This window comes from Pseudomonas sp. F-14 TE3482 (assembly GCF_053629455.1).
Genome location: NZ_JBRJII010000001.1, coordinates 3,267,169 through 3,290,630 on the forward strand (window position 1 = coordinate 3,267,169; position 23,462 = coordinate 3,290,630).

At 56.9% G+C, this 23,462-nt stretch carries 22 protein-coding genes; 4 read left to right on the forward strand and 18 right to left on the reverse strand.

The genetic code is table 11. From position 1 onward, the window contains the following. Positions 1-71: 71 nt before the first annotated feature. The 6 genes from dusA to AB7M26_RS14670 form a co-directional block, all read right to left on the reverse strand. Positions 72-1,067: a tRNA dihydrouridine(20/20a) synthase DusA gene (gene dusA / locus AB7M26_RS14645; protein ID WP_123501422.1), complete on the reverse strand. Its 996-nt coding sequence runs from the start codon at positions 1,065-1,067 to the stop codon at positions 72-74. Between the two features lie 765 nt (positions 1,068-1,832). Further along, on the reverse strand, positions 1,833-2,645 hold the full coding sequence (locus AB7M26_RS14650) for a DUF6216 family protein (protein ID WP_123501421.1): 813 nt from the start codon (positions 2,643-2,645) through the stop codon (positions 1,833-1,835). A gap of 167 nt (positions 2,646-2,812) precedes the next feature. Continuing rightward, positions 2,813-3,100, reverse strand: coding sequence for a hypothetical protein (locus tag AB7M26_RS14655; RefSeq protein ID WP_123501420.1), 288 nt, complete (start codon positions 3,098-3,100; stop codon positions 2,813-2,815). Then, positions 3,097-3,810 carry a peptidoglycan recognition protein family protein gene (locus AB7M26_RS14660; RefSeq protein WP_123501419.1) on the reverse strand — a complete coding sequence of 238 codons (714 nt, stop codon included), beginning with the start codon at positions 3,808-3,810 and terminating at the stop codon, positions 3,097-3,099. Before AB7M26_RS14660 ends, AB7M26_RS14655 begins: the two co-directional genes overlap by 4 nt. A 6-nt stretch (positions 3,811-3,816) precedes the next feature. Then, positions 3,817-4,350: a PAAR domain-containing protein gene (locus AB7M26_RS14665; RefSeq protein WP_123501418.1), complete on the reverse strand. Its 534-nt coding sequence runs from the start codon at positions 4,348-4,350 to the stop codon at positions 3,817-3,819. 147 nt (positions 4,351-4,497) lie between these two features. Beyond that, complete coding sequence (locus tag AB7M26_RS14670; RefSeq protein WP_123501417.1) at positions 4,498-4,860, reverse strand: DUF6124 family protein; 363 nt, start codon at positions 4,858-4,860, stop codon at positions 4,498-4,500. 627 nt (positions 4,861-5,487) lie between these two features. On the opposite strand from AB7M26_RS14670, the gene AB7M26_RS14675 reads away from it, so the two are divergent. Then, positions 5,488-5,943, forward strand: coding sequence for a type VI secretion system amidase immunity protein Tai4 (locus tag AB7M26_RS14675; protein WP_123501414.1), 456 nt, complete (start codon positions 5,488-5,490; stop codon positions 5,941-5,943). A gap of 237 nt (positions 5,944-6,180) precedes the next feature. On the opposite strand, the gene AB7M26_RS14680 is transcribed toward AB7M26_RS14675, so the two are convergent. The 11 genes from AB7M26_RS14680 to AB7M26_RS14730 all read right to left on the reverse strand — a co-directional run bounded on the left by AB7M26_RS14680 (position 6,181) and on the right by AB7M26_RS14730 (position 16,401). Next, positions 6,181-6,972 carry a transporter substrate-binding domain-containing protein gene (locus AB7M26_RS14680; protein WP_123501413.1) on the reverse strand — a complete coding sequence of 264 codons (792 nt, stop codon included), beginning with the start codon at positions 6,970-6,972 and terminating at the stop codon, positions 6,181-6,183. Between the two features lie 372 nt (positions 6,973-7,344). Further along, positions 7,345-7,803, reverse strand: coding sequence for a hemerythrin domain-containing protein (locus AB7M26_RS14685; protein ID WP_123501412.1), 459 nt, complete (start codon positions 7,801-7,803; stop codon positions 7,345-7,347). A gap of 337 nt (positions 7,804-8,140) precedes the next feature. After that, positions 8,141-8,410, reverse strand: coding sequence for a heavy-metal-associated domain-containing protein (locus tag AB7M26_RS14690; RefSeq protein ID WP_008076002.1), 270 nt, complete (start codon positions 8,408-8,410; stop codon positions 8,141-8,143). Positions 8,411-8,499: 89 nt separating this feature from the next. Next, positions 8,500-10,581, reverse strand: a complete 2,082-nt coding sequence (locus tag AB7M26_RS14695; protein ID WP_259698722.1) for a copper-transporting P-type ATPase — start codon at positions 10,579-10,581, stop codon at positions 8,500-8,502. Between the two features lie 102 nt (positions 10,582-10,683). Continuing rightward, positions 10,684-10,890 (reverse strand): DUF2933 domain-containing protein, encoded by a 207-nt coding sequence (locus tag AB7M26_RS14700; RefSeq protein WP_123501411.1) that lies wholly within the window; start codon positions 10,888-10,890, stop codon positions 10,684-10,686. A gap of 30 nt (positions 10,891-10,920) precedes the next feature. Continuing rightward, positions 10,921-11,337, reverse strand: coding sequence for a hypothetical protein (locus AB7M26_RS14705; RefSeq protein WP_123501410.1), 417 nt, complete (start codon positions 11,335-11,337; stop codon positions 10,921-10,923). Positions 11,338-11,484: 147 nt separating this feature from the next. Continuing rightward, positions 11,485-12,414 (reverse strand): copper homeostasis membrane protein CopD, encoded by a 930-nt coding sequence (copD, locus tag AB7M26_RS14710; protein WP_123501409.1) that lies wholly within the window; start codon positions 12,412-12,414, stop codon positions 11,485-11,487. 3 nt (positions 12,415-12,417) lie between these two features. Continuing rightward, positions 12,418-12,801, reverse strand: a complete 384-nt coding sequence (gene copC / locus AB7M26_RS14715) for a copper homeostasis periplasmic binding protein CopC (RefSeq protein ID WP_123501408.1) — start codon at positions 12,799-12,801, stop codon at positions 12,418-12,420. A 55-nt stretch (positions 12,802-12,856) separates the two neighbouring features. After that, complete coding sequence (locus AB7M26_RS14720) at positions 12,857-13,747, reverse strand: copper resistance protein B (RefSeq protein WP_123501406.1); 891 nt, start codon at positions 13,745-13,747, stop codon at positions 12,857-12,859. Positions 13,748-13,757: 10 nt separating this feature from the next. Continuing rightward, positions 13,758-15,551, reverse strand: coding sequence for a copper resistance system multicopper oxidase (locus tag AB7M26_RS14725; protein ID WP_123501405.1), 1,794 nt, complete (start codon positions 15,549-15,551; stop codon positions 13,758-13,760). Between the two features lie 145 nt (positions 15,552-15,696). Beyond that, positions 15,697-16,401: a murein L,D-transpeptidase catalytic domain family protein gene (locus AB7M26_RS14730; protein WP_123501404.1), complete on the reverse strand. Its 705-nt coding sequence runs from the start codon at positions 16,399-16,401 to the stop codon at positions 15,697-15,699. Between the two features lie 81 nt (positions 16,402-16,482). On the opposite strand from AB7M26_RS14730, the gene AB7M26_RS14735 reads away from it, so the two are divergent. Then, positions 16,483-18,234, forward strand: a complete 1,752-nt coding sequence (locus AB7M26_RS14735; protein ID WP_123501403.1) for a L,D-transpeptidase family protein — start codon at positions 16,483-16,485, stop codon at positions 18,232-18,234. Here the strand turns inward: AB7M26_RS14735 and AB7M26_RS14740 are convergent. Next, entirely contained in the window at positions 18,231-18,713 is a 483-nt protein-coding gene (locus AB7M26_RS14740) for a hypothetical protein (RefSeq protein WP_123501402.1), read from the reverse strand. The genes AB7M26_RS14735 and AB7M26_RS14740 overlap by 4 nt on opposite strands. Before the next feature lie 290 nt (positions 18,714-19,003). Between AB7M26_RS14740 and AB7M26_RS14745 the strand changes: the two genes are divergently transcribed. Both AB7M26_RS14745 and AB7M26_RS14750 read left to right on the forward strand, forming a co-directional pair. Beyond that, positions 19,004-20,575, forward strand: coding sequence for a sensor domain-containing diguanylate cyclase (locus AB7M26_RS14745; protein ID WP_123501401.1), 1,572 nt, complete (start codon positions 19,004-19,006; stop codon positions 20,573-20,575). Between the two features lie 216 nt (positions 20,576-20,791). Continuing rightward, the gene (locus tag AB7M26_RS14750) at positions 20,792-23,362 is read left to right on the forward strand and encodes a bifunctional diguanylate cyclase/phosphodiesterase (protein ID WP_123501400.1); all 2,571 of its coding nucleotides are present in this window, start codon (positions 20,792-20,794) and stop codon (positions 23,360-23,362) included. Positions 23,363-23,462 lie beyond the last annotated feature (100 nt).

The following is a 23,462-nucleotide window of genomic DNA, read 5'->3' on the forward strand; positions in this document are numbered from 1 at the left end:
GTTTGAAAGGCGGGGCGTGGTATCGGTAGATACGATGCTGAAATAGGGGACAGGTTCAACGCAGGTGACGGTTAGCGCCCCTCCAGCAACTCCGCCGCCTGATCCAGTAACGCCAAAGGCTCTTTGGCCTTATGAATATCCACCGACAACAATTGCCGAAACTTCCGTGCCCCCGGAAACCCGGTGCCCAGCCCCAGCACATGCCGGGTGATATGGTGCATCGACCCACCCGCCAGTAGATGCTCGGCGATATAAGGCCGCAATTGCGCCAGCGCCTCGGCCCGGCTGATCACCGGTGCCTTGCTGCCGAACAGCTGCTGATCCACCTCAGCCATCACATAAGGGTTGTGATACGCCTCACGACCCAGCATCACGCCGTCAAACGTCTGCAAATGCTCGTGACAGGCCTCCAGCGTCTTGATCCCGCCGTTGAGAATAATCTCCAGCTCTGGAAAATCCGTTTTCAACCGCGCCGCCACGTCATAGCGCAGAGGTGGAATGTCACGGTTCTCCTTCGGCGACAGCCCCTCCAGAATCGCAATCCGCGCATGCACCGTAAAACTCGTGCACCCGGCATCCCGAACCGTGCCGACGAAATCACACAACTGCTCGTAACTGTCCCGCCCATTAATCCCGATCCGATGCTTCACCGTCACCGGAATCGACACCGCATCACGCATCGCCTTCACACAATCGGCCACCAACTGCGGATGCCCCATCAGGCACGCACCGATCATATTGTTCTGCACTCGATCACTCGGGCAGCCGACATTTAGGTTTACCTCGTCGTAACCGTGATCCTGGGCCATGCGTGCGCAGACGGCCAGGTCCAGCGGGACGCTGCCGCCGAGCTGGAGAGCTAACGGGTGCTCGGCTTCGTTGTGACGCAGGAAGCGGTCATGGTCGCCGTTAAGGAGCGCGCCGGTGGTGACCATTTCGGTGTAGAGGAGGGCGTGCTTGGAGAGCAGGCGCAGGAAGAAGCGGCAGTGGCGGTCAGTCCAATCCATCATCGGGGCGACGGAGAAGCGGCGGGAGAGCGGGGCGGGTGTGGCGGTGATTGGGGGCATTGGCGTTTCTGGAATGGGTGAGGCTGGGAGATGGGGAGTTTATCAGGATTGGGCTTGCGGGGCTCAGGTGAGTCTGGCTGAGGTAGATCGGGATGAGCGAACACAGGAAGTGGGAGAGATTCAGCGAGATAGCGTGAGTAAATAAATCAGTCCCCTTTTTTAGTCCCCTTTTTTGGCAGGGGTGAGAGTATTTCCCGATCTTAATACTATTGATAATTGCCAGGTTGTAGAGATTGTTGTTCGAGAGAGGGAGAGGGGAGTTGATTTGTTATGTGGTTAAGTCAAAAAACATATTTGTCTAACGTGTGCAGCAATAGTGGTGTTGGTTTTACTTTTTAAGTGTTCTAAGTTTTTTTGGAGTGCTGCAAAGCTTTTTGAAGTCTTGGCGTTAAACGTAATGAATTGGCATATTCAATCTAAAAGTTGGAGTTTCCATTCAAGTCCCGCACTCTGTCGAACTCGACGTCCTTTTGACTATGCCCGCCGCCTGAAGGACGCTTACCGTCAGATGCGCTCCCATCGTGGTATTTCCGGTAGCGCTTGGGCGAGCGCGCTGTGTAAGAATTGGATGGCCTGCATGGGATCGGGATCTTGTTTTTGTGTGGTGCAATACAAGCTGCCGAGCCATGCAGGTCTCTTCAAATCCTAACGTATTGATTTATTTTAAGAAAAATCGAAATTTTTTCAGGGTATCCCGTTTTTAATACTTATAACTTGCGAGCATTCTCGTGAAATTGGGCCTTCGGTTTCAGCGGATTGTACATTTCATGAGGCCTGCGGAGCTGACAAGGCATAAAACTTCGTCGCCATGGAAGCGCGAGCGGAGTATCGTGCTGTTAAAACTAGAAAGATGATGCACAGTAGAATGACATATCCACTCAGAGCTTGTTGCTCGAGAAGCATTTTCTTCAACTCCTTCTGAGCAGCAGGGTCAAGGGTTGCGCAAATAACTTTGGCATCCTTTTCGTCGACACCCTCAATTTTGTTGTGCTTACAGTCTGTTTGCGTAACAGAAAACTCGGGTGTACTACTGGAAAGTTTAAAGTTGGTTGCTAATGTACCATCTGTCCAGAATGTTGCGCTCGACGATTTTACCGAAAGTAAAACACGGGGTTCTCCAGCCATAAAGCCCATGCCAAGACTAAGTATACCTAGCGTTATTATTGCGAGCGACACGGAGCTTCGTATTAATCTAAGTTTCGGTTGTCTAAATTCCCATGGTCGATTAGAAATCCAAGCTCTTGCAAATGAGAGATCCTTGAGGCTCATACCGTTATCATCGAGCCACTTCAGTGTATGACAAAGGCTCTTCTTTGATTGGAAGTTTATGCCTGTTCGAAATCGAAAACCTTCAACGTCCCTGATATCCATCCATGCTTTTGTTAGATCAGGGTCGCTGATGGCGCCGCCACCAATAAATCTCCAGACTTTGTCCAGAAGGAAATGAGCAGAGCGGGCACGCGTAATGGCCCAGATAATAATCGCCGCTGTGATGGCTACACTAAACCAAGGACTTACGTCTTTAAGTAGGCCTACTACGCTTTCAATAATTTTTTCTTGAGCTTCCTGGTCGGACATGCTGAACTCCCTTTCTGTACAACTTTTGTCTTGTGGTTTTAATTTTTGGTATACTTGAGGTGATTTCTGGGGAGGAGATCACGATGAATTTGGTTTTTGAGCACTAAGGGCAAAAGTCGTCGTCTGTCCTTGAAGGCCTTTTGTCTAGTGTGTCGAGAAAATTGATCTTACCTTTCTTTGCATTCTTCAAGCTCATTTTGGCTTTTCAATACCGTAGTCACGCCTAACCGATATTTGCAATACTGGATGACCAACTGCCGCTCCGTGTCGCTCAGCTCACTCAGCTTTTTGTCATCTGATTCGTACGCGAAAATATTTTCAAACTGAATTTGAAATGTCGGGCTTTTCTTAATGAAAAATACTCTTTCCGGGTAAGCGTCTTCCATCTTTTCGTAAAAGCCGATGTAGAGGAAGGCGACGAGTATGATCGGGAAAATGATAAGCAGCGATTTCATGATGTTGGTGGTCGCAATAGATTGGTTTTGATTCGAAGGTTTCTCACCAGCTCCATTCCAATGTTGCCAGGGCAAATCTTTCCTTCGCCGGCTTGCATTGGAAATTCCCGGTGTCCCCCCAAAGTAGTCACCCTGAAAACGCTGGTCAGGGCTTGAATTAGGTTCAATAGAGTGTCGATTTGTATAGCTGGGATTTTCTGGTCCATATTGCCATTGATGGCTTCAAGAGCCTGGCGAGCAAGAGCAACTACATCGCCGCTTTCATCGGCGGTTGTCAGATTTTCTAGCAAAACGATGCCAATTACGCCCGTGTTGTAATTATGTACGCTTGAGCCTTTGAACCGGATGTCGCGTCCTTCGAATACTTTACCCGTACAGTCGATGCCGTAGTGATAACCGATGTCATCGAACTTCGCCTGATGCTCGCTCTGAATCGCACGCATCTGTCCTGCGCCGGCACCACAACCGACACTTCTACCAGCATGGTGAAGTGCGATCATCGAGTAGTCCCAGTCATCGACCATTTCGCCTTTTGCTTTATGCGCTCCCCAAGATGATCGTTCTATAAACTCAAAACCCTTTTTGCGGACGAGTCTGAGGATTGCTTCTCTAGTAGCGGCTCTATCGTTGACAGTGATGGTAGTGGGAGCTGCTGGTTCACTGGGTTTGACTTCGGTCGCTTTTGCTTCAGTAGTAAATTGTTCAGCCATGTTTGATCAATCCGTGAGTTCGCTAAGCGTCCGAGCTGGAGAGGTAAAGTCAATGCTCACAGAAATAGTGGCATCTTTGATGGGGGTTTTGATGTGCGCTATTCCTGCACTATCGGTGAGACCAATGATTTTTTCACCGTTAACGGTGGCAGTGAAACTTCTTCCGGCTAAAGGTTGACCGGTTTCGCTATTGACGATGCTAAAGGTGTGTCCGTAGGTTTTTTGCAGCAACAATGGGAGTGGGGGCGTGAACGGTGCTGGTGTATGCGAATCACCGATGACCACCGTGCCCGAACCGCCGATCGCGACGTCGCCATGGGTGCCGACAGTGCCGACCAGTGCGGCGTTCTTGCCATTGATGAAGACCGTTGCTGCTACGGCCGAGGCCAAAACGCTGCCACAGGTGCAGGCATCGCCTTTGGTCGCGGCTGCAAGTCCGTCGAAGAACACGTCGGGGGAACCAGAGGCGATGGCTTTTGGGCCGTGCCCTGGCATGGGACAACTGGTGGGGTCGGTGATACGTGCGGCTGGCTTTGCCATATTTGACTTCCTGTCAACGAATTTACCGGGGGACGACTGTATCAGACTTGCTTTGGAAGGTGACTCACGACTATGCACTCGCATTTGAAGTGTGTTCTGTGGCGCAACGGGGGGCTCACGCCTCCCCGCGCCGATTTTCAATATCAGTTACTTAGACGGCTCGACGTTATCCAGCGCCTGGTTCACCGCCAGCTCACCCAGCATGACCACTTGCGCGATGCCCAGCAGGGTTTTGCGGTGTGTTCCTTCCAGCAGCGCAGCAAAATCACCGAGCATAACCGTGGCCGATCCCAGCGTCTCGCTGGCGTTGGCCAGCAGTGATTCGGTGTCGGACTTTGGATTGGCGAAAAACATTGTATTGGGTTGGTATGGTGTAGCCATGATTTGAGCGGCCGGTTTGAGATAGTAGTCGAGGGCGCGTTTTGCGGCTTCGTTGAGTTTTTTGGAATCAAGTGATTCGTAGGGGGATGCCGGGTCTGTGATCGGCGGATTGGGTGTTGGTTTGAACATAGATAGAACTCCTCATGCCATAAATAAAGGAGCCATCCAACCTCGCTACCAAACGAAGGGTGGCGGCCATGCGCAGGTTGGTAGACCGGGACATGAGGAAGCCGGCGCACCCGAAGGTGCCCTGTGCATGACCACCATAAAGCCGAGACGAAAAACGCCGCGAGTAGTGATGCTGTGCAAATCTCATGTACGGGCTACCAAACCCGATCGCTGTTTTTCAGCGACGGGGAAACGATAAAGCCCGGACCTTAAGCGCACAAGCCGGTGGATTCTGGCGTAGTCGTAGGCAACGACGCAAGCCGTTGTAGCCTTTGTGAAGTAACCGCGAGTGTCTTTAAACATCCCATTTAAACGAGCGAGTTTCTTCGAAGAAAACAAGGAAATATCTGACGTCTTTTTTATGGTTAGTCGTCGTGAATGTGGCGTTCATGTGTGTGTGTGTGTGTGTGTGTGTGCCGAGTAAGCTGCAGGACGTTATCGCATCAGCTGCATGACGGAGCTGCTAGACACCCTTCCGGGCAACACACCTTCATGACCCCGTCATTCAGGTCTATGTCACCTCAAGCATGAAGGATTAAACTGCTGCAGATTTTCTGCTTCCTAAACTTAAGGATGAAGTTTGTCTTGATGAAGTATTTGACTGCGGTCTTGGTACTGGCTTGGGCCGCCGCGCCTTCCAACAGTTGGTCCAAGGATGATCCGACCAACTCCCCACAGGCAGGCGGGCGCACCTATGCGCAAAATTACAAGGATATGGTGCTGGCAGACTGCATCGCTACAGCCTACAAGAGCGAACCTAAAGCCGCCCAGGACGCCGGAAGCAGTGCCAGTGCGCTTATGGACTGGACCTATTTCGATCTGGAGCAAGCACCTCAAGCCGGTAGACCTCTGGTTGACCAGTTTCTGGCTCGTGATTATCACAATCCACTGGTCGAATCAGAGCATCAAGGCGTTCGCTTTGAGCTGCTCAAATGCCTGGACCTGTATCACAGCAAAGAGTTGGACAGCCAGGTCAGGCAATTGGTCATCAATCCCCAGCATACCTATCGTCAGGACAACCCACCGCGACCCAAAAAGGATTGACCCTGTGTCGCGATTGAAGATGAGCAGCCGTTGACGGGCTTTCGGCCCAGGATGACGACTTAAGAACGTGCCGCCACGCTTCCGGTCCACAGGAAACTGAAAATGATTTCGAGGATGCAACGGCTGAAATGCTTCCGCCGTTGCGTCTGCCTGATGCATCGCAAGTTCTGTTTTTGCGACTGCTGCGCAGCCGGACGCAGGCTTCGCCAGCTGCTACATGGAATGGATAGCAGCGGGCTATTTACCCTCTGGCACCGCTATCCACTGACCCAGAATTTTCTGGTAGTTGCCCTTCACCTTGGCCAGATGCAGCCACTGATCAACATACAACTTCCAACTAATATCATCGCGCGGCAACAGATAAGCCTTCTCCCCATACTGCATAAATTGCGTCGGGTTGACCGCGCACAGGCCCGGTTTAAGTTTCTGCTGGTAGAGCGCTTCCGAAGCATCGGTAATCATCACGTCAGCTTTCTTATCCAGCAGTTCCTGGAAGATGGTCACGTTGTCGTGAAGCTTCAATTGCGCTTTGGGCAGGAAGGCGTGGACGAAGGCTTCGTTGGTGCCGCCGGCCGGTTCGACCAGGCGAACGGAAGGTTGGTTGATTTGTTCGATGGTCTGGTATTGCGCCTGGTTTTCGCAGCGCACCAGTGGGATTTTGCCGTCGACATCCAGCGTGGTGCTGAAGAAGGCTTTTTTCTGGCGTTCCAGCGTGACGGAGATGCCGCCGACGCCAATGTCGCATTTGCCCGCGAGCATGTCGGGCATCAGGGTTTTCCAGGTGGTCTGGACCCACTCAACCTTCACCCCCAGGCTGTCGGCCAATGAGCGGGCCATGGCGATGTCGATCCCCGAGTATTCGCCGTCTTCACCTTTGAAGGTATAGGGTTTGTAGTCGCCGGTCGTGCAAACGCGCAGTTGGCCTTGTTGCAGGACCGTGTCTAGGTGCGAAGGGGTTTGCTCTGCCTGAACGCCGCTGGTTAGCGCGAGCAGGCCACAGAGCATCATGGTGCTTTTTATGGTTTTCATTGTTATCGGGCTTTTGTGATGGAGTGAGGTTCAAGCGGGAGTCAGTGTAGTGAAAGCGCTTCTCGGCTGTCATCCGCTGTCCCAGTACCCAATCACTCCAGCACATGATACGTGCCAGGCAAGACCCGACACGTATCCCTCCACATTAGTGTTTATCCACAAGCCAAGGACTTCGAACGCTTAAGATGCGCTTCCATCGAGTTGTTGGCAGAGTGGACTCTTACTCCCTTGAGTTTTATCGAGTGGCGGCTCTTTCCAACGCTTTGATGTTGTCCATCCAGCAGAACCCACCAGGCCAATTGCCGATATATGTAGCTGCGGTGGGTTTGATTTAAGTAATTTTAACTCGACGTCCACCACGTTCATTACTTCTTAATGCCATTGACGCTTGATTTCCTGCCACTGATTATCTGACAGCCACTTATCTGCCGCCGGAAAGAAAATATGTTCTTCAGCGTCCATATGATCGTAATATTTTTTGATGAAATCATCGATAGTGTCAGCAATGACTCTCGTTTCCTGAGTTGTGTCCTCCAACATCTTCAGCTGTCCGGCAATGCGCCCAAATGCCTGATGATCTCGCTCTATATCCTTGACCCGTTGGTGGATCGGTGCCTCAGTCGTTAGCAAGGCCAGCCGAATAAGTTCTTCATTTTCATGGTGGTGTCGCTCTGCATCACCATGCAAGGCTTCCAGCATCTCGAACAACAGCTTGCAGTCATCGGCACCATCGGATTCATGCCTTATTTTCCTCAGCAACTCTTTGATCTGAGTAATTTTCATAGCCACTTCATGATGATAGGCCTGAAGTTCTTTTAATAAGGCGTTCATATTGAATCCTCGTTATGACCAAACCATCACGGGTTCCTGCACCTTTAGATTTCAATACCTTTTCAAACACACTCGCCAGCACTATTTAACCTTTTTAGTATAGGTGAGCATAAAGCGCTCACCTCAGGAAATTTGCCGCCCTTGGAAAAAATTGAAATATCAAGTTTATGTTTATATGCACTATTTGATCTGCCGAATATCCGTCAGCGAGAACGGAAGGAAAAAGCAGCGCCCAAATCGACGCGACCCACTTCTTGACTGTCATCCATCACAATAAAGAGGTCGCAGCGGCCGCACACTGGATGATGATGCCACGACTTCCACCGACGGCCCGGGCTCAACGACAGCAACAACCGGCCCCACCGCACCCGGACGTTTTCCTGACCTGCTCGTGACTGTCTGCGGCCAACAGGCTTGCCGGATAACCAGCCTCCGTCAGCGCAGAAATCAGGGTGTTGCTTTGTATATCGCCCGTCACCTTGACCCGGCCATGGGCCAGATCGACCGTCACCTCGCCAACTCCCGCCAGCGGTTGCAGCGCCGCGTTGACGTGTTTGACGCAGCTGCTGCAACTCATGCCTTCGACGTGCAACTCAATACTGTTCATGGATAAACCTCTTTGGTGGCGGCGCCCATCAGCGCTTGAAGTCATCGTTGACCTTGTCACGATGGCAAGGTCAAGCGCTTGTTTCGTGCTCAGTCAATCGAGGCCTGGCGCAGGCGCAAGGCGTTAAACACCACTGAGGCAGAGCTCACGCTCATGGCCAGTGCGGCCACCAACGGGGACAACAGATGCCCGGTCAACGGGTAGAACAACCCGGCGGCGAGGGGGATGCCCATGGCGTTGTAGGCCAGGGCAAAGGCCAGGTTCTGGTGCATGTTGCGTACGGTTGCCACCGAGAGGCTGCGGGCATGCAGAATGCCGAGCAGGTCGCCCTTGACCAAGGTCACCTGAGCGCTGTTCATGGCAACATCGGTGCCGGTGCCCATGGCGATACCGACGTCGGCACGGGCCAGGGCCGGGGCGTCGTTGATGCCGTCGCCGGCCATTGCCACACGGTGCCCGCGTTCCTGCAATCCGGCGGCCAAACGTTCCTTGTCCTGTGGTTTGACCTCGCCGTGGACTTCTTCGATGCCCAGTTGGCGGGCGACGGCGCGGGCGGTGGTGAGGCCGTCCCCGGTCGCCATAATCACCCGCACGCCATCGGCCTGCAGGCGTTCGACGGCGAGCCGGGTGGTGGGTTTGATCGGGTCGGCGACGGCGAGTAGCCCCGCGAGCACGTCATCCACGGCCAGGTACATGATGCTGGTTCCGTCGCTGCGCAGCTGCTCGGCGTGGGGCTGCAGGGCTTCGATGGCGACGCCGGCTTCAGCCATCAGGGCGGTGTTGCCCAGTTGAACACGGTGCCCGTCGACTTGTCCGCGCACGCCGATCCCTGATGCCGATTCGAACGTCTGCGCTGTGCTCAATACCAGGCCGTTGGCGCGAGCGCGCTCGACGATGGCGTGGGCCAACGGGTGCTCACTGCCCTGGTCGAGACTGGCGGCCAGGCGCAGCACTTCGTCAGCACTGTAGCCAGGCGCAGGTTCGACGCTGTGGAACGCCGGGCGACCTTCGGTAAGAGTGCCGGTTTTGTCCACGATCAGGATGTCGACCTTGCGCAGGTTCTCGATCGCCGCCGCATCCCGGAAGAGCACGCCGCTGCCGGCAGCCTTGCCGGTGGCGACCATCACCGACATGGGTGTGGCCAGGCCGAGAGCGCACGGGCAGGCGATGATCAGCACGGCCACCGCATTGATGAGGCCGAACACCCAGCTCGGTTGCGGCCCCCACAGCCCCCAGCCGACAAAGGTCAGAACGGCGATGGCGATCACTACCATGACGAAGTAGCCGGCAATCACGTCTGCCAGGCGTTGCATCGGTGCCTTGGAGCGTTGCGCCTGAACCACCATCTGCACAATTTGCGCGAGCACGGTCGATGAACCTACTTTTTGCGCCTGCATCACCAGGCTGCCGTGGGTATTGAGGGTGGCGCCGATCAGTCCGTCACCAGGGCGTTTCATCACGGGGAGCGGCTCGCCTGTGAGCATGGACTCGTCCACCGCGCTTTCACCCTGCAGCACCACACCGTCGACCGGGACTTTCTCGCCGGGGCGCACACGCAAGGTGTCGCCGCTGTGCACATGGCTCAGGGCAATGTCCGCTTCGCTGCCATCGGCGTTGATCCGGAGCGCGGTCTTGGGCGCCAGGCCAAGCAGCGATTTGATCGCGGCAGAGGTTTGTGAGCGCGCCTTGAGTTCGAGCATTTGTCCGAGCAGTGTCAAGGAGATGATCACCGCCGCCGCTTCGTAGTACACGCCAACCCGGCCATCCATCATGAAGGTGGCTGGAAACAGGCCGGGTGCCAGCGTGGCGGCAAGGCTGTAGAGGAAGGCTGCGGCGGTGCCGAGGCCGATCAGCGTCCACATGTTGGGGCTGCGCTGGATGACCGAGCGCACGCCGCGCACATAGAACGGCCAGCCGGCCCACAGCACGACAGGTGCGGCGAGCACCAATTCGACCCCGTTCTGTGTGGCACCGTGAAACAGATTCAAGCCATGACCACCCATGGCCAGTGCAGTCACTGCCAGAGTCAGCGGCAGGGTCCACCAGAAGCGCCGGGAAAAGTCCTCGAGCTCAGGATTGCTTGCTTCCTCCAGTTCGGGCAATACCGGTTCCAGGGTCATGCCGCACTTGGGGCATGTACCCGGGCCGCGCTGGCGGATTTGCGGGTGCATGGGGCAGGTGTACTCTTTTTCGGTCGCCGCCGACTCCGGTGCCTGCTCCCTCTGAGCAGGTGACTTGAGGTCATCCAGATGTCCGTTATGGCGATGCATGGGTCAGCGCCTGCCGCCGTGGTGATGGCCAAACAGGTGCATCAACGGGCACAGCAACAGAATCAGGTAGGGCAGAATCGGGGAGATATGGCCGTAATGCTCGCGGGCCAGGTAAAACAGGCCGATTACTAGCAGCATGCCCAGCGCGATGCCGGGTTTACTGCGCCAGAAGGAGGAGGCTGGAGGCGTCGAGGGTGGTGAGTGGTTCATGTGGCGAGCTCCATTCCGACGAAGTGAGATTTATTGGCCCATCGGCATCTTCATCATGCTGGATTGCTGATCCATCATTTTCATCATCATGTCCATCATCGCTGTGCCCGAGCCGTCCTTGCTGCCGGACATGCCCTTGCCCATACCCATCCCCATGCCTGTGCAATGGTCGTGCATCATGCCCATGCTGTTTTTCATCGTGGTCATGGCTTCCTGCATCGCCGCCTGGCGTTCGGCCGGGGTTTTGGCGGCGATCATTTTGTCGTGGGCCGCCTGCATTCTCTGCATCTGTTCGCTCATGGCCTTGTCTTGCATGGGCATGGCTGGGGTGGTGGTAGTTGCCGTCGGTGCTGCTGGCGGCTGGTCGGGGTGATGTTCGTCGACTGCCAGGGCCATCAATGGGCTGCAGACGATCAGGGCGGCGAGCGATTTAATGTAGGCGTGCATGGCAATCTCCAGAGAGTAAGGGCTGATCAGCCGCCGCCAGATGGCCGCTGATCAGAACATGTCGTATTTCCCCATCAAGGGCATGAGCCTGAAATTACGCCATGGCCGCAGCGTGTTATTGATCCATATCAAACGATCCCTTCAGGCTTATTGCGCTGCTATTTCCATCTCCGGGCTCAACGTTCCGAGCCAGGCCACCAACCCCACGATCACCACAGCAGCCACCCATTCCACCAGCACGCTGCGCCGCAACGCATTAGCGGCGACGGCGTATTGCCCGTCCCGCAACGATCGCTCCAATAGCGGCCCAAGGTGAAACCGGTTCAACGCGGCGAGCACGAGCATTCCTGCAAACAGCACCACTTTGATGAACAGCAAAACCCCGTAAGTACTGAGAAATACCTCATCCAGTTTCGGCCCGACGATGAACAGATAATTCACAACCCCTGTCACCGTAATGACCACCACGATGACCGCGCCAATCACCTCAAATCGATTAACGGCGCGGGCCAGCAACCTGATGCGCGCTTCAGTGTGCAGGGCGTTGATTCTTGCCATCAGCGCAAACGCCATCAATGCGCCAAGCCAGGCCCCTGCCGTCAGCAGGTGCAGAATGTCCACCGTGAAATGCCAGAAACGACGACTGCCTTCATCCATAGCGCCATGCCCGTTCCAGGCCAGGCTGGAAAGGGCAACACCGCCGGCAAAAGCTGCAACCCATAAACTGAAACCAGGTGCACGGAGCATCATCACTAAACCTGCGACGACCAGCGCAACAATGCGAACCCCCCAAGCCAGCCCGACGTTCGTCTCGAACAGCATCATCTCGATGTGCGGGCGTAGTTCGGCGAAGTCCGATTCCCCGCTCATGGCTCTCGCCATCATCACCATGCTCGCGACGGACAACACCACCCCCAGCACCGCCGTTCCCGCTAACATCGGCCGAAACGGCAACACCGCTCCCGACAGCCTTTCCTGTCCTTTAAGGCTATACAGCCCAAAGAGCGCCACCCCAAACAACAGCATCAAATCCACATACAACACAAACCGAAGGGCAATGCTGATTGAGTCGCTCATCCATCACTTCACTTTGAACGTAACGTTGCCGGTGATCGGGTGAGTGTCCGAAGACACGGCGCGCCATTCGACTTTGTAGCTGCCGGTGGGCAGTGGCGAGAGCGGGGTGATGACCATGGTTTTCGGGTCGCTGCCGCCGGAAACTTTGGCCTTCATGGGCATGGGCGAGTGGGCCATGCCGGGCATTTCGGTCATGACCAGTTTGGCGCCGGAGAACTGGGTCACGAGGTTTTCGGAGAAGTGCAGTTCGATCTTGCTCGGCGCCGCGCCTTCCGCGCTTTCGGCCGGGGTAGAGGAGAGCAGTTTCGGGTGGGCTTGAGCGAGTGCGCTCATGAGCAGCCCGGTTGAAAGTGCGATGGCAACAGCTGTGGTTTTGATTGTGCGCATGCAAGGCCTCTTACCGCTTTAAGCGGTTGGTTTTTAGGTTTTCGAGTTAATACATTTAGAACCACAGCCGAACGCCGACGACAAGGCGGGCTTCGCTGCGGTCCTCGCCTTCATCCCTGGCGTAATCGGCGGTTTTGCCGTAAGTGCGGTTCCAGGTCACGCCAATGTAGGGCGCGAATTCCCGGCGAATTTCATAGCGCAATCGCAGGCCGGCTTCGGTGTTGGACAGCCCGGAACCGATGCCCCGTTGCGGGTCGTTTTTGCCGTAGACATTGAGCTCGGCGGTCGGCTGCAAAATCAGCCGGTTGGTGAGCAGGATGTCGTAGTCGCCCTCCAGCCGTGCGGCGGTCTGGCCACCTTCGCCGATGAAGGCCGTGGCCTCGGCTTCGAAGTTGTACAGCGCCATGCCTTGCACGCCTAGTGCGGCCCAGGTTTGTGGGGCGCCGGGTTTGAAATCCTGGCGCACGCCGGTCACCACGTCCCACCATGGGCTGATCGCGTGGCCCCAGAGGGCCTGGACTTCGGCGTCTTCGGTCTTGCCATTGACGCGTTCGCCTTCGGAGCGCAGCCACAGGCGATCGATGTCGCCGCCGACCCAGCCGGACAGATCCCACGCCAATGCGCTGCCGTCGTCGGCGTCCTGCCATTCGAGTTTGTCGGCGAGCAAGTAATAGTTGAGCGCGGAGTCATGCACGGCATGGCCGGCGGGGCTGATGTAGACGGCAGCGCGGTCGGCGTCAGTCAATGCCGGAATCGGCGTGCGACTTTGGGTCGGCGCGGCGGGCTGCATCTGGCCGTTGTCCATGCTCTGCATTTGGCTGTGATCCATGCCCGGCATCTGGCTATGGTCCATGCCCTGCATATCGTCGGTAGCAGCCATGGCCGAAGAAGCCGTGAAGCCAGCGAGTGCCAAAGCGAGGCGGGTAGAGCGAATCAGTCTGGTCATGGGTAGCGCCTCATTCTTCCACGCGAACTTCACGGAACATGCCCATTTCCATGTGGTACAGGAGATGGCAGTGATAGGCCCAGCGCCCGAGCGCGTCGGCGGTGACCCGGTAGCTGCGCTTTGATCCCGGTGGCATGTCGATGGTGTGTTTGCGCACCATGAACTGGCCGTTCTCGTCTTCGAGGTCGCTCCACATGCCGTGCAGGTGGATGGGGTGAGTCATCATTGTGTCGTTGACCAGCACCACACGAATTCGCTCGCCGTACTTGAGTCGCAGCGGTTCGGCGTCGGAGAATTTCACGCCGTTGAACGACCAGGCGAACTTCTCCATATGGCCGGTGAGGTGCAGCTCGATAGTGCGACCGGGCTCGCGGCCATCCGGGTCTTCGAAGGTGCTGCGCAGGTCGGAGTAGGTCAGCACGCGGCGACCGTTGTCGCGTAGGCCCAGGCCCGGGTCGTCAAGTTTCGGCGAGGTGCTCATGGCTTGCATGTCCACCAGCGGGTTGTCTTTTTCCGTATCTGGGTGGGATTGCATACCGGCCATGCCGCCCATGGCCATGCTGCTGTGATCCATGCCGGCCATGTTGTCCATGCCTTGGATGTCACCGCCGTCCATGCCCGTCATGCCTTGCGGTGCACTGTGATCCATCCCCGCCATGTCGCCGCCCATGCTGCCGTGATCCATCCCGCCCATGCCCATGTCATCCATGGTCACCAGCGGTCGCGGATCCAGTGGTGGCACTGGCGCCGACAAGCCGGCCTTCACCGCAAGGGTGCCTCGTGCAAAACCCGTTCGGTCCATCGACTGGGCGAACAGGGTATAGGCGTCCTGGGTCGGCTCAACGATGACATCGAACGTCTCCGCCACCGCGATGCGGAATTCGTCGACGCTCACCGGTTTGACGTGTTGGCCATCCGCGGCGACCACGGTCATTTTCAGGCCGGGGATGCGCACGTCGAAGTAGGTCATCGACGAGCCGTTGATGAAGCGCAGTCGCAGCTTTTCGCCGGGGCGGAACACGCCAGTCCAGTTCATGTTCGGCGCCTGGCCGTTCATCAAGTAGGTGTACGTGGCGCCGCTGACGTCGGCCAGATCGGTGGGGTTCATCTTCATCTCGGCCCACATCTTGCGATCGGCAACTGTCGAGCCCCAGCCTTTCTCGCTGACGTCGTGGATGAAATCGCCCACGGTGCGCTTGTGGTAGTTGTAATAATCGGATTGTTTCTTGAGTTTGCTCATCAGGCCGACCGCGTCTTCATCGGTCCAGTCAGTCAGCATCACCACGTAATCGCGGTCGTACTGGAAAGGCTCCGGTTCCCTGGCGTCGATCACCAATGGCCCGTAAACCCCGGACTGTTCCTGAAAGCCCGAATGGCTGTGATACCAGTAAGTGCCGTTCTGCCGGACCTTGAACTGGTAGACGTACATCCCGTCCGGCTCTATACCGTGAAAGCTCAGGCCCGGCACGCCGTCCATGTTGGCGGGCAGCAAGATGCCGTGCCAGTGAATGGAAGTGGTGTCCTTGAGTTTGTTCTTCACCCGCAGCGTGACGGTGTCGCCTTCACGCCAACGCAGCAGGGGGCCGGGAATGCCGCCGTTGATGGTCATCGCGGTTCGAGGGTTGCCGGTGATGTTGACCGGGGTTTCGCCGATGTACAGGTCGAACTCGGTACCGGCCAGCACGTTCGGTTCGCCGGGGCTGGTGACCGCCCAGACCGGCGTGCGCCACAGCCCGAGGCCCGCGAGGGCTCCACCCGCGGCCAGGCCCTTCACGAAAGTGCGTCTTGAGGTGTTGGAATGCATGCCGTTTTTCCCATCCGTCAGCCTGATGAAGCCCTCAAGTCCATCCTGAGCGGAGGGAGGAGAACTTAATGAGGTGAAGGCTAACGGGCGGCGCCTTTCAGCAGACTGAGGCCAAGATTACATTTCTGACAGTTTCACTCGGTGTTTAGTGACTTCTGTTCGGCTTGGACGAGTCTGCCACGGTCGCGTTACCGCAATTGATATACGAAGAAGACTTCAACCAGCGCTGATCCGGATAGTAAGAAAACAGCAACTGCCCGTCCTTCATCGAATCGATCAGCTGATGCGCAATCGCAGGTCTCACCGCCGGGCAACCCAGGCTTCTGCCGATCCGGCCATTCGCCCGCGCGAGGTCAGGACTGACATACGGCGCGCCATGAATAACGATCGCCCGCTCGAAAGCGTTGTCGTTGAAACCCGGCTCCAGACCTTCCATGCGCAACGAATAACCGTTCTGCCCGACATAGCTGGACTGGGTTCGGTACAAACCAAGACTGGTGGCGAAGCTGGCATTGCGGTTGGAGAACTGACGGGCCATGTTTTCGCCGCTGTTGCGACCGTGGGCAACCAGTTCGTGGAACAACAACTTGCGTTGTTTAAGGTCGAATACCCAAAGGCGTTGCGCGGTCGAGGGCAGGGAATAATCGATGACTGCTAGTCTTTGCACCGGGGCCGCGCTTTGGGCCCGGCTGCATTGGGACGCGCGTACGGCCAGGGCAATCACCTTGGCGTTGGCATTGGGGGCCGCTTTGATCAGCGCGGCTTCAAGCGAATCGGCGTAGGCTGCCGGTAAGGTACACGCGGTCAGCAACAGGGCCGTCATTAAAAAGCCGAAGCGGTCTAGGGCCATATGCAAGTCTCATCTGATTGTTTCGAGTCTAGCAGCGCGCACGACGCTAGCCGGTTGAAAACGGGAGATTAAGGATTATCCATGGGGCAGTTAACAAGGTTATTCGTCATAAGCCGCATATTTTTTATGGGCTTTCTGATAAGCGGCATGGCAATTGCGGAAACTTCGCCGATTGAGCAGCCATCTCCCGTTAGCGTCGTCGCGGAGGCAGCACCTGGCGATTACGTCGCCCAGGCGATTCAGGCGGCGTTGGCGCCATTGAGTTCGGCGTTTCCCCCGTTGCTCACCTCAACGCGTCATCAACGGGTCGACGTTAACCGAGCCGTGCTGGATTTTTATAGCCATCGTGGCTATCGCGCCGCCTGGACGGACGATGACGATGTCGTCCAGTTATTGAAAAGCCTGAGCGACACCGGGGTCGATGGCCTGGACCCCGAGGATTTTCGAATTGCCGAACTGGTCACGGCCAGAAACTCGATGCAGGCAACTGAACCAACCCCCGGACAACGGGCGGCTTTTGATATCTCGGCGACCCAGACGTTCATCACGGCGCTGCTGCAGTTGCGGCGCGGCAAGGTCGACCCTTCGCGACTGGACATCCATTGGAATTTCGACCCGGTCGGCATCGATCCTCGGGAGGACGTCAATCTTTTCTTCGCTGCCCTCGATAGCCATGACGTCGCGCGCGCGTTCGCTCAAGCGCCGCCACAAGAAGCGATTTATGGCACGTTGCGACAGGGCCTGGCGCAATTGCGCAGGGTTCGCGACAGTGGTGGTTGGCCAAAGGTCCCGGGAGGGCAGACCCTCAGGCCTGGCATGGACGACGCCTCGGTTGCGCAGTTGCGAGCCCGTTTGGTGGCGGGTGGTTACCTAAGCGCGAAAATGAACGCGCGCTCCGACTACGACGACACCGTCATGGCGGCGGTAAAGAAGTATCAGGCCGAGCAATACCTCGGGGCGGATGGGGTGGCGGGGCCGGCGACACTCGCGGCGCTGAATGTGCCGGTCGAGGCGCGAATCGATCAGGTTCGCGTGAACATGGAGCGGGCGCGGTGGCTGCTGTACAAACTTCAGGGTACTTTTGTCATCGTCGACATCGCCGGGTACAAGGTTTCGTTCTATCGCGATGGCAAGCTGATATGGCGCTCCCGGGTGCAGGTCGGTAAACCGTATCGCAGTACACCGATTTTTCAATCCGAGATCACTTACATCACGTTCAACCCGACCTGGACCGTGCCGCCGACCATTCTGGTCAAGGACATGCTGCCGAAGATTCGCAACAATCCCGGTTATCTTGATGCAAACCGGATCCGCGTGATCGATCGAGAAGGCAACGTGCTCGACCCGTCGACTGTCGATTGGGACAACCCGCGCGGCCTTACGCTGCGTCAGGATGCAGGGTCGGATAACTCGCTGGGGCAGGTGGTCATTCGCTTTCCCAACGATTACGCCATTTATCTGCACGACACCCCGCATCGCGAGTTGTTTGCGCAATCCAATCGTGCGACCAGTTCGGGCTGTATTCGGGTAGAAAACCCGTTGCAATTGGTGGAGCTGTTGTTCAACGACCCGGTTCGCTGGGGCAGCGAAGGGATTCAAAAGCAGTTAGCCAATGGCAAGACAGAGAACATCAGGCTCCCCGTGAAAGTGCCGGTGCTATTGGCCTATTGGACAGTGGACCTGAGTCTTGATGGGCGAGTGACGTTCAAACCCGATGTGTATGGGTACGATAACCCTGTGTTGCGTGCGCTGAATCTGCCTTCGGAACGGCCAACGCTGGACGGGAGGCGAGCGGCGCCTCCCTCGATGGCGGTGGGGCAGAACAAGCTTTAAAGCCCCAGCCCTTCTTGCACCGCCAGAAGCAGGTTGTGTTCCGTCAGCGCGATCGCATCCGGTTGTTGTCCGGATTGCTCGATCGCCTGAAGCCACCAATGCGTATGGCCGTGTTCATCCACGGTTCGCAACAGCGCGAGTTCCTTGTCTGTCGAGTGAATCTCGATCCGCCCGGCACCGTCGGCGGTGAAGCGGGCGACGGGATCGAAGGTGATGCTGTGGTGGTTGCCTTCGATCAGCAGTTGGTCGATGGCGTAGTCGTAAGTCGCCCCGTCCGGAGCCCTCTCGAACACGTGAGTGGAATTGCGTCGCAGCTTCAGGCCCACTTCGATCAGTGGCTGCAGCCAGGTTTCGATCTGGTGATACAAGTCGTAGACCTGGCCCGGCCAGCCGTCGATGGCCTGATCGGCGATGGTCGCATCGGCACTGGTTTGCCGGGATTGTTTCAGCTTCTCGGCGAGCTCGTCTGCTTTACTCATGTCGATTTCCTGTCGTGATGTCAGTTAATCGTAGCTTCTTCAAGATAAGGCTGTTTTGCCTTGCGTCATGCGATTGAAACACCCGCGGTCCTTAGGGATAAACGCCAGTCAGTTAAACGGTAATGCGATCTGCTACAAAGAGTGTGCGCGGCTGAAACTTTCATTTCACTCGTCGGGAAGTCGATCTCTGTAGATCTGGCGCATTTACCCCGCACAACCCCGTAGACTAAGCTCACAAAAAATAAGGGTTTTGGGCCTTTGCCCATGCCTTACCCTTTCAGGACTCGCTTTTGCCTATCCCCATTCCCGATCCGCACCACCCGCTCGATGGTGCCTTGAGGCGGTTGCCCCTGCTCAAAGCTGCGGTGCTGTTTATTGCGGCAGTGTGCCTTTGTCTTTGTGGGCTGCTTTATCTGCAACTGGAGCAGTCGCGCCGTCACGATCTGGCGTTGGCCCAGGTGTCTTCGTCGAACCTGACGCGAGCCATGGCGCAACAGGCCGAAGACACGTTCATGAAAGCCGATCTGGTGCTGATCAGTCTGGTGGACTGGATTCAGGCTGAAGGTTTCGACGCTGTCCAGACGCCACGCTTGCAGAAAACCTTCGCCCGGCGGGTGCAGGCGCTGCATCAGTTGCACGGGATATTTCTGTTCGACAAGCAGGGGCAACGGGTCGTGACGTCGTTCGAAAACCTGTCCCGTGGCCCAGGTGTGGCGGACCGCGAATACTACAGGTTTCACCAGCAGAACATATCGTCCCTGGCACACATCGGCCCAGCGATTCGCAGTCGGGAGAGTGGCGAATGGATCATTCCGGTGTCCAGACGGATAAACGACCAGGACGGCAATTTCCAGGGGGTGTTGCTGGCCGGGATCAAGATGTCGTACTTCGACCAGTTCTTCAAAAGCTTCAGCCTCGATAACAACGGCGCGATGTTTTTGGCGTTGACCGATGGAACACTGCTGGCGCGACGGCCGTTTGTGGAATCGCAGATCGGCACGTCATTGGCTCAGGGGGAGATTTTTCAAAAACTTCTGCCCAGTGCGACATCCGGCAACGCCATGATCAACTCGGTGGTGGATGGCATCGTTCGGTTGTATGGCTACCGACAACTCGATACCTATCCGGTGGTGGTCGCGGCGGCATCTTCCAAAGACGCGATCCTCAAGGACTGGTACGACACGGCGATTCAATCCAGTGTGATCGTCGCTCTGGTCGTCCTTGGCGTGGGGTTGTTCGGTTGGGTGTTCATTCATCAGGTGCGTGCGGGCGAGCGCATCGAGGCGGACTTGCGCGAGGCGCAGAAAACCCTGGAGCTGATCGCCACCCACGACAGCCTGACCGGGTTGGCCAACCGTCGATTGTTCGAGCGGGCGCTGGAGGTCGAGTTCGGGCGCGGTGCCCGGCGGTCGAGCCCGCTGAGCCTGATCATGCTCGATATCGATTACTTCAAACGCTATAACGACACCTACGGTCATGTGGCGGGGGACCATTGCCTGGCCGAAGTGGCGCGGGCACTGAAGAGTTGCTGTCACCGCAACGCCGATCTGGCGGTGCGCTACGGCGGCGAAGAGTTTGCAGTGCTGCTGCCGGACACCGACATCCATGGTGCGCTGACGATCGCTGAGCAGATCCGTCGCAGCGTCATGGACAAAAACATCATCCACAGCGGCTCGCCCACGGGCTACGTGACGGTCAGTCTTGGCTGTTATTCGTTTGTGCCGACGGGGCACGACAGCACCGAAATGTTGATCAAGCGCGCGGATGCGGCGCTGTACCAGGCCAAGCATTCGGGGCGAAATCGTTCGGCGGTGTTGTCGATGGAAGGGGGCGTCGAGGCGCTGCTGCGCTCGGACCGCTGAAAACATTCCTCCATGGGGGTGTATCAGGCAAATCGGGCCTGTAGGAGCCAGGCTTGCCGGCGAAGGCGTCCTTGAGAGCGCCTTCGGCAATGACTTGCGTTATTCAGGGGCGGTGACCAGGCAGGGCTGCTATGGTCAGTGAAGAGTCTGGCTGTCATGACGACAGACCAGGCCCCGCCTCACCCGATAAGGCGATCGATCGACAGGATCAAGTGCATGGATTTTACTGCCATTACTACCGCTGCACCTGCGCGTCATACACCGATTACCCGTAACCTGATGTTCGTCATCGGCCTGCTTTTTGTGGTTGGGGTGCTGATTGCACTGATCGCCTTGTTCAGTATTGCCGCACGGCTCGATATTCAGGATCTGGGCAAAACCACGTTCTACACGCAACGGGCACTTGAGAACCGCATCACCGCCTCGAAAAACTACATCGCCAGCTACGCCAACTGGACGACCGCCTACGACCACCTGAACGACAAGGTCGATGTGCAGTGGGCTTACGTCGAGCAGAACATGGGTAAAACCCTGTTTACCATCGATCACTACGACGCGGTTTTCGTAATCGATGGTCAGCGAACCAAATACGCCACGGTGCGCGGGCTGCTGGTTCAGGATCAGGCGACAGCCTATCTGTCGACCTCGATGGCGACGCTTGTAGACGAGGTTCAAAGTCAGGAAAGCCTCATCGAGCCCATCAGCCGGTACACCTTGTTCGAAGGCAAACCGGCGCTGTTGACGGCGGCCGCGATCGTGCCCAATGACGAACGCCCGGCGGTCGATCCCAAGAGCACCTCAGTGCTGATATACGTCGACCAGTTGAACCCTGAAAAGCTCGCTACCTTGAGCGCCGATTACGGTTTGCATGACTTGAGCCTGACGGCCGACGACGTCATTGTTCCCGGTCAGCCAGCCGTCGCTCTGACCGGCACCGGTTATAGCCTGGACTCCCGGCTTGAGCAGCCGGGTCACCAATTGCTTTGGTCGTTGCTGCCGCCACTGGGCGGGGCGTTGTTGATTCTGGCGTTATTGACGGCTTACTTCTTTCGTTATGTCCTGCGCACGTCGGGGCATGTGGATGCCAGTTACACCAGCCTCGATTTGTCGAATCAGGCGCTTGAGGCCAGTGAAGAACGCTTTCGTGCGGTGGCCGAAGCCGCGTCCGACTGGATCTGGGAAACCGACGAACAGCATTGCATCACTTATCTGTCGGGGCGCTTCAGCACCGTCACCGGGTTCTCGGATCAACAATGGCTGGGGCAGAACATCGGGCAACTGCTCAATTGCGAAACCACGCCCTTGTCGCTGTGGCTGAACAAACTTGATGAAGAGCAAGCCGTCAGCCACTTGCGCTGTTCCTACCGTGATCAATCGGGGCAACAGCGAGTGTGCCGGGTGTCGGCGCGACCGATCCAGCGCAAGGGCGCGCTATTGGGTTTTCGCGGGACGGCCAGCGACATCACAGATGAAGTCGCCGCCCATGCGCAGATCCAGCATCTGTCGATGCACGACGCACTGACCGGCTTGCCGAACCGCAACAAACTGGCGCGCTACCTCGAAGATGCTCTGGCACTGAAAGAGCAATCGACGGCGTTGACGTTGTTGATGATCGACCTGGATAACTTCAAGCCGATCAACGATTCCCTCGGCCACCCGGCGGGCGATGCAGTATTGCTGGAAGTGGCGATCCGTTTGCGCGAATGCACGCGGGATATCGATCTGGTTGCGCGATTGGGGGGCGACGAGTTCGTGCTGGTGCTCCACGGCATGGACAGCCACGCGGAAATCGACCGGTTTTGCGAGCGCTTGCTCGACAGCCTGCATCAACCGATCCATTACGATCATCACACGCTGCACATTGGCGCGAGCATCGGTGTCGCCTTGAGTCGGCGCCAGGGGCACGTTCCGGAGGAGCTGATTCGCTGTGCCGATATCGCGTTGTATCAGGCCAAATCCAATGGCAAGAAGACCTGGTGCTACTTTGCGCCGCACATGAACGATCAGATCCAGCACCGCCGACAACTGGAAAGCGACCTGCGTCAGGCGATCAAGAACAACGAATTCGTGATGCATTACCAGCCGCGTTATCACGTCGATGGCAAACAGATCGTCTCGGTCGAAGCGCTGCTGCGCTGGCAGCATCCGGTGCAAGGCTTGTTGAACCCCGATGCGTTTATCCCATTGGCCGAGCAGACCGATCTGATCGTGCCATTAGGGCGCTGGGTGTTGCGCGAGGCGTGCGAGACAGCCCTGACCTGGCCGGGAGCGATGATGGTGTCGGTCAACTTGTCGCCGGTGCAGTTTGCCCGTAGCGATGTGATCGAGGATGTCCGGGAGGCATTGATCCAGAGCCGATTGCCCGCCAGTCGACTGGAACTGGAGATCACGGAAAATGTGATGCTCATCGATGTCGACGGCGCTCTGGCGACCATGAATGCGCTCAAGGAGTTGGGCGTACGGCTGAACATGGACGATTTCGGCACCGGTTATTCTTCGCTCGGTTACTTGCGCACGTATCCGTTCGACGGGATCAAGATCGACAAGCGCTTCATTGCTTCCATGAGCAACGGCAGCAATGACCGCGCCGTGGTGCAGGCGATCATCAACCTGGGCAAGGCCATGGGCCTGACCGTGACGGCCGAAGGTGTTGAGACGCTGGAGCAACTGGACTTTCTGATTTCGGACCAGTGCCATGAAGTACAGGGGTTCTACCTCAGTCGGCCGGTGGATAGGCATGCACTGCTGCCGTTGCTCAAGGCATCATGGGACGATCACCCGCTGTAAGTCTCGCGCCTTTAGTCGCCTGTTTCGTTCGCCACGGCAACTGCCGTGGCGCACCCCGGTCACAACTGGATACCGCCCCATCCGTTGCGAGCGTCGGATC